Consider the following 11925-nt stretch of genomic DNA (forward strand, 5'->3'; position numbering starts at 1 on the left):
TCCTTCCAATTATGACTGGAGCAGTTGATGTGCTTTCACAATCGCTGTAGCTACATCGACCATCCGTTTGCGTTCATCCATCGCTTTTTTGCGTAACAGATCATAGGCTTCCGATTCGGAGATCTGCTTTAAATCACACAAGATCGCCTTCGCCATATCAATCCATTTCCGATCTTCCAATCTGGACTGCAGTTGCTTTCGCTCTTGCTCCCATTGCTTGCGTTCCATATAACGCCGCGCAGCAAAGTGCAGCGTCCAATGAATCTCCGGCCCAGCCATAGACGGTGTAAGAATGCCATCAAACGAGGTATCAACCTCGCAGTCTTCTACAGAGGAAGATGCTGTATCCGGAGCACACCACCAGAGCAGCGGAGCATTCGACTTCTCCTCACCCAGCCGCTTTACCCAATAAGCCACGTCCGCAAGAGACAAATGCAGGATGGAGGCATCGACTTCACGAGCAAGCTTCATCACCTCATCCTCACTGTCCGAGACCTTAACATGATAGCCAACTGCTCCCAGCAGCTTCTCCGGTGTTAGAGGGATTGCTTCGGACGAGCCGGCCTGAATGGGATGTACACGGATGACCAATATGGATCGCATGATGGATCAATCCCTCCTTATATTGATATACAGTACCCACGCTCACTTTTAATACATTACCACATGAAAGCGCTATAATGTCATGTTACCTAACAAAAATCAAGGAATAAACATCTATATTTCAAAATTCCAGGTGCTCTGAAGTATTCGTAAGTAGCATCATGAGATGCATTCTGATCCTCGGTCTGATCCTAATGAATTAAAATGGAACAAATAATGGGTTAATCATGAGTACTATGGCACATTTCCTACATTATATGGCGTTTACGAAGTGATACATGGATTTATTTTCTTATTTTTTGTAATTTAAAGCATATTTTACGTAGCCGATTCAGCTTTTCTTTAAACTCATGTAAACATAATTAACTTCAAATTTCAAATACTTTTTTATGTTAACTATATTGACATGAACAAATCATTCTTTTATAGTTAACCCATAAGAACTCCATAACTGAAGGATCACTCACAGTTACAACGACGTAGCTGGTTGAAACGGCAATGAAGCCTGTTTTGCAAATTCGGAGATAAGGGATGCGTATGTATATGCGCAGTCCTCCGAGGCATGACAGGCTTTTTCGATTTTTAGGAACAGACGAAGGTAGCGTAGTAAACAGAATACAGAAATGGATCTGAGGGGGCTAACCACAATGAGTACAACGAAAAAACTGGTGCTGGTCGGCAATGGTATGGCGGGAATTCGTACAATTGAGCATATTCTGAAACTCGCACCACATGCATATGACATTACCGTCTTTGGCGCAGAGCCGCATCCAAACTACAACCGAATCATGCTATCTTCCGTTCTCGCAGGCGGAACATCCATTGAAGATATCGTGATTAATGATTGGAGCTGGTACGAAGATAACGGTGTCCATGTCTATCCGGGTGACCCTGTCGTGCAGATCGATACGGTACGCAAGGAAGTTGTATCTCAGAATGGGGTCCACGCATCCTATGACGAGCTGATTATGGCGACAGGTTCACAGGCTTTCATCCTGCCTCTTCCAGGCGCGAATAAAGAAGGGGTCATCGGCTTCCGTGACATTAAAGACTGTGAAACGATGATGCAAGCATCCCAAAAGTACCGCAAGGCGGCTGTCATCGGCGGTGGACTACTCGGTCTGGAAGCTGCCCGCGGACTATTGAATCTGGGTATGGACGTAACCGTCATTCATATTAACGGACACTTGATGGATCGAAATCTGGATCTGCCTGCTGGATTAATGCTTCAGCGAGAGCTTGAGGAGCAGGGCATGAAGTTCCTTTTGAACAAACATACCGAAGAGATTACAGGCAAAGGCCGGGTTAAAGCACTTCGCTTCACCGACCAAACGGTGCTTGAGGCAGACCTCGTTGTGATGGCAGTCGGTATTCGCCCGCAGATCGAACTGGCTCGAAACAGCGGTCTGGATGTTAATCGCGGGGTCATCGTGGATGACTATATGCATACCAATATCCCTGGAATCTCTGCTGTAGGAGAATGTGCGGAGCATCGCGGTATTGCCTATGGACTCGTAGCTCCGTTATATGAACAAGGTATGGTTCTTGCCAAACGGCTCGCTGGTGCAGCAACCGAAGGATACGCAGGGTCGGTCACTTCAACCAAGCTGAAGGTTTCGGGAGTCGACGTATTCTCTGCCGGACAATTCAAGGACTCACCAGACACACGCAGCATTCGCATTCAGGATGATGTAGACGGTGTTTACAAAAAGATGGTGATCAAGGATGGCAAGCTCGTCGGTGCAGTGTTGTTTGGTGATACGACCGATGGCGCATCCCTCTTTTCCTTAATTAAAAGCGGTGAGGACATCAGCGGTCGTGAAAAAGAAATTTTGCTCGGCGTGCCTTCTGGCGGTTCCGGTTCCGGCCCGTCTGTAGCCGAGCGCATGGCTGCCATGCCAGATGATGAGATCATCTGTGGCTGTAACGGTGTAACGAAAGCTGCCATCGGTGATGCTGTTCTCAATAAAGGATGTAACACTGTCGGTGCTATCAAATCCTGCACGAAAGCTTCCGCTTCCTGTGGAGGATGTAAACCAATCGTGGAATCACTGCTCACGTATTATGCAGGGGACAATGTTGGCGAGCAGACTAAAGAAGGCATCTGCGGCTGTACTTCCTATGACCGGGATGAAATTGTGGCTCAAATCAAGGAAATGGGCCTGAAAACCGTCAAAGAAGTCATGAACGTGCTGGGCTGGGATGAGCCAGAAGGCTGCTCCAAATGTCGCCCTTCCCTCAACTACTACCTCGGTATGATCTGGCCGACAGAGTATGAGGATGAGCGAGTATCCAAATTCACGAATGAGCGGTACCACGCCAATATTCAGAAGGACGGTACGTATTCCGTTATTCCACGAATTTACGGTGGCGTAACGTCCCCGGCAGAACTGATCAAGATCGCAACAGTTGCAGAGAAATACGACGTACCTATGGTCAAATTTACGGGTGGACAACGACTCGATCTACTTGGAGTACAGAAGGAAAACCTGCCGAAGATATGGGAAGAACTCGACATGCCTTCCGGCTTTGGTTACGGCAAAGCTTTACGGACAGTAAAAACATGTGTAGGTAATACGTTCTGCCGCTTCGGTACACAGGATTCCATAGAAATGGGCATTCGTCTGGAGAAGAAACTCGACAAGATGGTCGCTCCAGCAAAAGTAAAATTGGCGGTCTCCGGATGCCCGCGGAACTGTGCCGAAGCAACGATTAAAGATCTGGGCGTTGTAGCCATCGATGGCGCATGGGAGCTTCATGTTGGAGGCAACGGCGGTGTGAAGGTTCGCGCAGCCGAGCTGTTATGTACGGTGAAAACAGATGCTGAAGTCGAAGAGTGGACTTATGCTTACCTGCAATACTATAGAGAGAACGCAAGATGGAATGAGAGAACAGCGGCCTGGATTGAACGGGTAGGTCTGGATCACGTGAAGGAGGCTCTAGCAGATCGAGACGTACGTCTCGCACTGGTTGAACGTCTGGAAGTGACACTGGGTCACACGGTAGATCCTTGGAAAGAGATTATTGAAGATGAGAAATTGCGTAAAAACTTCACCCCACTGTCCGGTGCAGAACCGGTAGCTCACTAGAAGAGGAGGATCAGCGATGAGTAAATTTCGCATTGGGCATCTGGCCGATATTGATGAAAAAGGGGCTCGTACCTTTCTGGTCGAGGATACCGAAATTGCCGTTTTCAAACTGAGCGACGGCAGCCTGCATGCCGTAGAAAACCGCTGCCCTCACAAGGGCGGCAAGCTATCGGAGGGCATGGTCTGCGGCACAGCCGTTCACTGTCCATTACATGACTGGAAGATTGATCTGCGAAGCGGCAAGGTCCATGAACCGGACGATGGTTGCTTGAACACGTACCAAACAGAAGTGGACGGAGATAGCGGGGATATCTATATTACGATTGCAGGTTAACCAATTGATTAGTGTTACAAGACAATGCTGACAGAAGGAGGGGTGCACGATGGATTTTGTTAAACCTGCAGAAGTATTGCAAGCCATGGTTGACGTTGGTGAACATAAAGCCAAAATGAATCGGGTACAGATGTTGATCCGCGGTTTTCTGGCTGGGGCCATCCTTGCCTTTGCCACTACGCTGGCGTATACTGCCGTGTCTCAAACTTCGCTTGGTTTGGCGGGTGCACTTATCTTCCCGGCAGGATTCGCAATCATTATTCTGCTCGGTCTTGAACTGGTGACAGGAAACTTCGCCTTGATTCCGCTCGCAGTGATGAAGCGCAGAGTCAAACTTATCGATATGCTTCGTAATTACTTTTGGGTAATTATAGGTCACCTGATCGGATGTGCATTTTACGCACTATTATACGGCCTGACGATAACCAAGATGGGTACAGATATGAGTAACCCACTCGTTCAAACACTGATTCAAACCAGCGAAACGAAAACACTGGGATATCAGCATCTGGGCGGGGCAGGCATCGTGCTTGTCATCATAAAGGCCATTCTATGTAACTGGATGGTTGCGCTCGGAGCCGTGATGGCGATGACCTCTACATCTACACTGGGGAAAATCGTGGCGATGTGGCTGCCCATTACGATCTTTTTTGCCCAAGGCTTTGAACACGCCGTTGTGAATATGTTTGTGATCCCGGCCGGCATGATGCTTGGCGCTCATGTCACGATTACAGACTGGTTGCTGTGGAATCAGATTCCGGTGCTGGCAGGTAATTTTTTGGGCGGCGCTGTATTTACAGGTCTTGGTCTGTATTTTGCGCATCACTGGGGAAGCTCGCTTAAGCTATCATCTCCGCTAGCGACCATTCAAGGTGGCAGATCAGGGCTAACAGCTCCCAATACAACTTCGAAATGGGGGACACGGTCATGAGCAGAGGGTTGGTAAGTATCATCGGTGCTGGTCCTGGTGATCCCGAACTGATTACAGTCAAAGCCCTGAAACGGATTCAGTCTGCTGATGTTATTATGTACGATCGACTTGTCACGGATGAATTACTTGCTGAGGCGCGGGATGGTGCTCTCCGTATTTACTGTGGCAAAGCTCCCGGGCTTCACTCTATGAGCCAGGAGATGATCGGACGTATGCTGGCTTCTCATGCAGCAGAAGGCAAACACGTTGTCAGGCTTAAAGGTGGTGACCCGTTCATCTTCGGCCGTGGAGGTGAAGAAGCGCTGGTGCTGGCGGATTCTGGTATCCCGTATGAGATTATCCCAGGCATCACTTCGGCTGTGGGTACTTCCGCTTCTTCGCTCATTCCACTAACCCATCGCGGGGTCGCTTCTTCTTTTGCCTGCGTAACGGGAACCGGCAGCGACGGAAGTGTATCCTCTGTTCGCTGGGACCTGCTTGCGCATAGCGTAGATACGCTTGTGATTTACATGGGGATAAGCCAGTTATCACAGATACAGCAAGAGTTGCTTCGTCATGGCAAAGCCGGGCATACACCAGCCGCACTAATTGAACGAGGAACAACAAGTGAAGAACGAATTGTCACAGGCACACTTGCCGAACTGCAGACATTAGCTAATATGCATCACATCTGTAATCCAGCTTTAATTATGGTTGGAGAGTCCGTACTCATCCGCGAACAATTGCTCCAGATGCAGCATGCTGCATCTGCTTCAATGACGGGTTAACCTTCAGTTGTACGCAGATCCCGCAGCGGAACGCATTCACATAGTATAATAAGCATGTATTTAGTCCGAAAACATACGCTCATTCATCATCCGACCCTTCTGCCCTGGTTCAATCAGCAGACGGGTCGGTTTGATGTTAATAAGAGCTGTCAGCTGTTCTCCCATATAATGGGCGGAATATTTGAACCCCACCTCTGCCCAATGCATAATAACCCCCACGGTTGCGGATACGAGATAACTTAACATAATGTCATAATTGATCACTTGCTCACTGTCTTCAGTTACCAAAATGAAGTCCTGAGTAAGGTAATCCCGGAACACATTGTTGATCCTGAGCGCCATATCCCCATGCATTGTCATGAGCGCCTTGAATTGATCCTGGTGATTTTCAATATATTCAAACACAGGCATAGTCGACGGTAACAGTCCGGTCATATCTACTTCTGTAAGGTTAGCATACGGTGAGGCGTAAGCCTGTCCTAATCCTTGCAGGAAGTCTTCCAGAAGAAATTGCAGTAGCTCCGGTTTGCCGGGAAAATGCAAATAAAAGGTCCCCCGATTATAATCGGCTCGTTCCGTAATATCCCGGATGGTCAGGGCGTCAGCCCCCTTTTCCAATATTAAAGATACCGCCGCAGCGATGATCGCATCCTGCGTTCTTCGTGCTCTCCGATCCTGAGGGTGTTCAATAATCAACACTTCCGCCTCCTTTGTCCATTATTGTAACCTAAATGAACAACGCTTACATCTGTGTTCAGTAGCTGACATTTGCGCTGTCAATGATTATTGTCACATATTTATGTATATCTTAACATTAAGACAGGAACTAAAGACGACAGGTTTTCACCCACTGAATTATTATTTAATTCCTATGGAGATTACCTGCCCATTATATATTATAAGGAGACGATTCAATCATGAGTACATCCTACACACAAACCGCTGTCATTACAGGAGCTGCCGGAGGAATTGGTAAAGAGCTTGCACGTCGCTTGGCTGAACGTAAAATCAATCTGGTCTTGGTTGATTTGAACGAAGAAGCGATTGCCAAAACGATTGCAGAATTAAATCTCGATCAAGAGCATACCATTGCGGTCAAAGCCAATGTATCCGATGAAGCAGATGTTAAAAATTACGTACAAAAAGCAATGGATGCATTTGGACGTATCGATTATTTTGCGAATAATGCCGGTATTGAAGGGCCAACGGGTCTAATTGAAGACCTGAGCGTTGAAGCACTTGATACAGTATACAACGTAAATATTCGCGGGGTATTCCTTGGTCTGCAAAACGTCATTCCTGTGATGAAAAAACAAAAATCCGGTGCGATTCTGAATACCTCTTCCCTTGCTGGTCTGATGGGCGCTCCGGCGGTATCTCCATATATTATGTCCAAACATGCCGTTGTTGGTCTCACACGTACCGCTGCTAACGAGCTGGCACCTTTCAACATTCGCGTTAACGCCGTATTGCCAGGTACAATCAACACGCGTATGATGCGTCAGATCGAAGCTAACTCAGGCAACGTGGAAGATTACCAATCCGCTACAGTATCTGCCATTCCAATGGGCCGTTACGGTGAACCGGAAGAAGTCGCAGCCGTGATGAACTTCCTGTTGTCCGAAGATGCATCTTACGTTACCGCATCCCTCTACACTGTAGACGGCGGTATGATGGGTCAGTAATAGTGCATAAAACTAAAGACCTCGACACCACCATGAAGGGCACTTCCCTTGTGTGATGTTGAGGTCTTTTTTCTCTTATGCACTAACGTATATCCATCAGGGCTACCTTTGCTATTGTGCTACTCCACTAAACTAACGATCAACATGAACACTATTTCGGTATAAACACCTGAATAGTGTCGCTGGTGATCGTTAGAATTTTTAATCCACGTATCCCGCGTGACCTTTGTCCATCAAATAATCCATTTCCGCATCCAAAATACTTTCGACAGTCAGCTCGTCAAGCTTCACATCTTTGCGGCTTAGAATGTAGTCAGACAGATCGTCGCCGTCAATATCGACGTCTTTACCTTTAGCATTCTCATGTGCCTTGTTGATGTAAGCTTGCTCATGCTTCAATACAAGTTCGATATTTGCTTTACTGGCCTTTGTTTTGTCCGCGATATATTGCATCATTTCCTGCTCATTAATTGCGTTGTTGTCTGCCACGTATGTTCATCTCCTTGGTTATCCTTCTTGCTGTCATTGTAGCATAGGTTATCCCATTACGGGCAGAACTTATGCCCGGCCTTTTGTGGCGCCCTTTATGATAAGGTGCTCATTTTCGCCAGTTGCCACCTTAGCATCCGCACCTACGATAACCTCACGTAAAACGTTGCCCCCTCCCCCACCACACTTTTGGCGTAAATCTCTCCCTTATGTTGCTCTACAATAGACTTGGCAATCGCCAGACCGAGGCCATGTCCGCCGTGTTTACGTGCTCTTGATGCATCCGTGCGATAGAAGCGGTCAAAGATTCGATCCAGATGCTCTGGCGCGATCCCCTCACCCGTATTGGAGATGGTCAGCATCACATCATGGTTTTGCTTCTGAAGTGTAATGTTCACGGCCCCTGTTGACCCGGAATATTTCACGGCGTTATCGAGCAAGATCAGAACCACCTGTTTGATCTGCTCCGGGTTTCCATGAACCATCAGATCAGGATCAATGCTGTAATCCAGGGAGATATTTTTTTCAAAAATCACAGCTTCCATCGGTAAAATAATACTTTCCACCGCTTCACTCATATTAAACCCGGTATGGATCAGGTTGGAACGTGAGTCCTCCATCTGAGTCAGATACAGCAGATCATTCGTTAGTCCAGACATCCGCTCGGTTTCCGATTTGATATAGTGAAGCCATTTGGCCTGACTCTCAATGGTCTCATCCTGATTCGCCAGCAAGACATCCGTGTTCGTATTAATGATTGCCAGAGGTGTTTTCAATTCATGGGAGGCATCGGCAATAAACTGTTTCTGTTTCTCAAACGCTTCACGCACAGGCGCAATGGAACGGTTGGCAAAATAACGGCTTAGGAAGTAGATGACGATCAACATAATCAGTCCAACCACGGTAAAAGTGTAGATCAGATTGGTCAGGATACCCTGCTGCGCAGTCACATCCATGAATACGATCATGTGCCCGTCCCCGCTTGGATCAACCACATAGGCCCAGTCCGTGCCATCCAGTGCAAATTGTCCAGTCCACCGACTACTGTCACCTTGACCGGTTTTCTCCTGATCTACTTTTTGCAGAGCCTGTGTGTAAAACGAGTCCTCCATATCAAACCGCGAATGGGTATCGGTAATCTTCCACTGCTTATCGGTCTGGATCATAAAAGAAACCGATCGGGCAGGAGGTGCGCCGAGATCTCCACCCGGTCCTCGATACCCACCAAAGTTTCCACCGTTCATGCCGTTACTGTTGTTGCCCCCGCCCCTACTCGGAGAAGAGGGTACAGTTGCCGATCCGGAATTCGTTCCCGTTCCTGTCCCTACTCCTGCTCCCCCACTCTGCCCTTCACCTCGTGACTGCTGAGCACCCAAACCAAACGGGTTATGGTAGAAATCAGATACCTTGTACAGCTCCATATTCGTCTCGCGTTGCACATTCTGGTACGTAATCGTGTAGATCGTTACAAAAGCCACCAGCATCATAATCGAGATCGATACCAGATTGACAATCAGGAACCGATTGCGGAGTTTCTTGAACATCAGGTCGTCACCTCAAGTACATACCCTACGCCCCGAATCGTGTTAATGCGGACAGCCGAATTCAGGAAGGTTAGTTTTTTGCGTAAAAAAGAGATGTAGACCTCCACGTTGTTATACTCGACATCCGAGTCGAATCCCCATAACTTCTCAATGATCTGCTCTTTGGAGGTGATTGCTTGTTTACGAGTAATCAGCAGTTCCAGCAGCTCGTTTTCTTTCAGGTTCAATTTGATTTCCTTACCTTGAACACTTAGCTTCAACTGGGTCGTATTCAGTTCGATATCACCAAACTTCACCCCATCCTCGGGGATCACTTCCCCTTTACGTCTTAAGGCTGCCCGAATCCGGGCAAGCAATTCTTCCGTTGCAAAAGGCTTAGCAATATAGTCATCGGCACCGTAATCGAGGCCGGATACTTTGTCCGACAGTTCTCCTTTGGCTGTGAGTAAAATAACCGGAGTATGGTTTCCTTCACTGCGGAGCGTTTTAAGCACCGTTATGCCGTCCATCTCCGGCATCATAATGTCCAGCAGTAACAGGTCGTAGATGCCACTCTGCGCATAATCCAGTCCTGATCTGCCGTCGTGGACCATGTCCACGGAGTAGTTGTTTTTTTTCAAAATCTGCGAAACTGCCTCTGCCAAATGAACCTCATCTTCCGCAATTAAAATTCTCATCCTCTATTCATCCTCTGCTCACGATGGTTTGTATGTTCTCATTCTATCAATTAAACCTTGAATCAACCTTAATAATTGGAACACCCTCACGGTATAGATGAAGGAAAAGAAATGTTAACGCAATGTAAAACGATTTAAGATTCATTCAAGGTTGCTTCGCTAAGATACAGACATGACAGCAACACACAACAAACCAAACATAATCAAAACATACACCAACTTATCCATACCCGAAAGGACTGAACCGTCGTGGCGATTGAAGTATTCAACCGATATGAGAGCAAGTACCTGCTGACCGATGAGCAATACCAGCATTTCTACAACGATCTGCTCCACTACATGGAACTGGACGCCTACAACAAAAAACATGAGTTTTACTCCATCAGTAATCTGTACTTCGATACACCGCAGGATTCACTGATTCGAGCGAGTTTATCCAAACCGAAATACAAGGAAAAGCTGCGTTTGCGAGCTTATGGTGTACCTGAAGAGAATGCGAAAGTATATCTGGAGATCAAAAAGAAAGTGTTCGGCCTCGTCAACAAACGCAGAACTGCGTTGAAGCTGGATGAAGCTTACGATTTTGTCCGCTCGGGACAAGCGCCAGATCTGGCCGACTACATGAACCCGCAGGTGCTGGAAGAGATCAAATATTTTCTCCGGCTCTACGACCTTGAACCTAAAGTTTATCTGGCCTACGAACGCAAGGCGTTGTTCGATAAGAACAGCCGCGATCTCCGCATTACCTTTGATACCAACATCCGCAGCCGTAGATATGATCTGAAGCTGGAACAGGGAGACTACGGTGAACCGCTCGTGAAAGACGGGCGCTGGCTGATGGAAGTCAAAGCCGAGAAAACCGTTCCGATGTGGCTGTCCCAATTACTGTCGGGGCACGGGTTGTACCGGACCGGATTTTCCAAATACGGCAATGAATACAGACATCTGGTTCGAACCACCAACCTGAATTATCAGAACGAACGAGAGCTTATCCCGGGTACTGATTTCAATCCTAACGATGCGGCCCCGGCTACTCCACAAGAAAAATTAATTAGAGAAAGAGAGCGTGTACTCTATGCTTGATGCCCTTTTCAGCTCCGCCCTAGAAGATTCAACCTTGAGTTTCAGCAGTGCTGTCATCACGATTGGACTTGCAATTATTCTGGGACTTATCATCAGCCTTACCTATATGAAAACCAATCAGGCCACTTATTCACAGAGTTTTACGCTGACTATGGTTGTGCTTCCCGTGATCGTTGCCATCATCATTCTGCTGATCGGTAGCAATATCGCCCGGGCCTTCAGCTTGGCGGGAGCCTTCTCCATCATTCGTTTCCGCAGCGCTCCTGGTGATCCGAAAGACATTGCTTACGTTTTGTTCACGATGGCATCCGGTCTGGCTTGTGGTGTAGGGGCTTTTGGTTACGCTGTTCTGTTCACCGTTATCCTGTGCGTGCTGATGTTTGTACTGAACCGATTTAACTTTGGCGGGAAAAAGAGTCAACAGAAGACGCTCAAGGTTACCATTCCCGAGAATTTGAGTTATGAAGAGGCTCTGAACGAAGTATTCCATACTTTTAATATCCCATTTGATCTGAAAAAAATCAGAACGACCGAACTTGGTAGCCTGTACGAACTGGTCTATAACGTCACGATTCACGAGAGCGTGAATCAGAAGCAATTCCTCGATGCCATCCGTACACGGAACGGCAATCTGGATATCTCGTTAACGATGAGTCCAACGACAGAATATTAAAATTTGGAAGATTGATTTGCTCGCTTATTCGACTAACCCATTATGATTTG

12 protein-coding genes are annotated in these 11925 nt (G+C 47.3%); 7 read left to right on the forward strand and 5 right to left on the reverse strand.

All coding sequences use genetic code 11. The annotated features are described in order from the left end of the window. Nucleotides 1–9: 9 nt before the first annotated feature. Nucleotides 10–603, reverse strand: coding sequence for an ANTAR domain-containing response regulator (locus tag J2T16_RS15380; protein WP_221790012.1), 594 nt, complete (start codon nucleotides 601–603; stop codon nucleotides 10–12). Between the two features lie 647 nt (nucleotides 604–1250). On the opposite strand from J2T16_RS15380, the gene nirB reads away from it, so the two are divergent. The 4 genes from nirB to cobA are packed head-to-tail and all read left to right on the forward strand — an operon-like array spanning nucleotide 1251 to nucleotide 5724. Continuing rightward, nucleotides 1251–3692, forward strand: a complete 2442-nt coding sequence (gene nirB / locus J2T16_RS15385; protein ID WP_221790013.1) for a nitrite reductase large subunit NirB — start codon at nucleotides 1251–1253, stop codon at nucleotides 3690–3692. Between the two features lie 16 nt (nucleotides 3693–3708). Then, nucleotides 3709–4026 carry a nitrite reductase small subunit NirD gene (gene nirD, locus J2T16_RS15390; RefSeq protein WP_336121635.1) on the forward strand — a complete coding sequence of 106 codons (318 nt, stop codon included), beginning with the start codon at nucleotides 3709–3711 and terminating at the stop codon, nucleotides 4024–4026. Nucleotides 4027–4075: 49 nt separating this feature from the next. Continuing rightward, on the forward strand, nucleotides 4076–4957 hold the full coding sequence (locus J2T16_RS15395; protein WP_221790014.1) for a formate/nitrite transporter family protein: 882 nt from the start codon (nucleotides 4076–4078) through the stop codon (nucleotides 4955–4957). Further along, on the forward strand, nucleotides 4954–5724 hold the full coding sequence (gene cobA / locus J2T16_RS15400) for a uroporphyrinogen-III C-methyltransferase (RefSeq protein ID WP_221790016.1): 771 nt from the start codon (nucleotides 4954–4956) through the stop codon (nucleotides 5722–5724). The genes J2T16_RS15395 and cobA overlap by 4 nt, the downstream gene beginning before the upstream one ends. Nucleotides 5725–5784: 60 nt before the next feature. Here cobA and J2T16_RS15405 read toward each other — a convergent pair whose 3' ends face one another. Beyond that, nucleotides 5785–6420: a TetR/AcrR family transcriptional regulator gene (locus tag J2T16_RS15405; RefSeq protein ID WP_167375745.1), complete on the reverse strand. Its 636-nt coding sequence runs from the start codon at nucleotides 6418–6420 to the stop codon at nucleotides 5785–5787. A 221-nt stretch (nucleotides 6421–6641) separates the two neighbouring features. On the opposite strand from J2T16_RS15405, the gene J2T16_RS15410 reads away from it, so the two are divergent. Next, nucleotides 6642–7409 (forward strand): SDR family NAD(P)-dependent oxidoreductase, encoded by a 768-nt coding sequence (locus tag J2T16_RS15410; protein WP_154889991.1) that lies wholly within the window; start codon nucleotides 6642–6644, stop codon nucleotides 7407–7409. A gap of 201 nt (nucleotides 7410–7610) precedes the next feature. Here J2T16_RS15410 and J2T16_RS15415 read toward each other — a convergent pair whose 3' ends face one another. From J2T16_RS15415 to J2T16_RS15425, 3 genes are all read right to left on the reverse strand, one after another. Continuing rightward, on the reverse strand, nucleotides 7611–7865 hold the full coding sequence (locus tag J2T16_RS15415; protein WP_145333845.1) for a hypothetical protein: 255 nt from the start codon (nucleotides 7863–7865) through the stop codon (nucleotides 7611–7613). Between the two features lie 176 nt (nucleotides 7866–8041). Then, nucleotides 8042–9442 carry a sensor histidine kinase gene (locus J2T16_RS15420; RefSeq protein WP_499018653.1) on the reverse strand — a complete coding sequence of 467 codons (1401 nt, stop codon included), beginning with the start codon at nucleotides 9440–9442 and terminating at the stop codon, nucleotides 8042–8044. Then, complete coding sequence (locus J2T16_RS15425; protein WP_499018654.1) at nucleotides 9442–10119, reverse strand: response regulator transcription factor; 678 nt, start codon at nucleotides 10117–10119, stop codon at nucleotides 9442–9444. Before J2T16_RS15425 ends, J2T16_RS15420 begins: the two co-directional genes overlap by 1 nt. A gap of 249 nt (nucleotides 10120–10368) precedes the next feature. Between J2T16_RS15425 and J2T16_RS15430 the strand changes: the two genes are divergently transcribed. Together J2T16_RS15430 and J2T16_RS15435 are read left to right on the forward strand one after the other, a co-directional pair. Continuing rightward, nucleotides 10369–11202 carry a polyphosphate polymerase domain-containing protein gene (locus J2T16_RS15430; protein WP_499018655.1) on the forward strand — a complete coding sequence of 278 codons (834 nt, stop codon included), beginning with the start codon at nucleotides 10369–10371 and terminating at the stop codon, nucleotides 11200–11202. Continuing rightward, entirely contained in the window at nucleotides 11195–11875 is a 681-nt protein-coding gene (locus J2T16_RS15435) for a DUF4956 domain-containing protein (RefSeq protein WP_251508150.1), read from the forward strand. The genes J2T16_RS15430 and J2T16_RS15435 overlap by 8 nt, the downstream gene beginning before the upstream one ends. Nucleotides 11876–11925 lie beyond the last annotated feature (50 nt).

It is taken from the genome of Paenibacillus intestini, assembly GCF_030803945.1.
Classification (GTDB): Bacteria; Bacillota; Bacilli; order Paenibacillales; family Paenibacillaceae; genus Paenibacillus; species Paenibacillus polysaccharolyticus.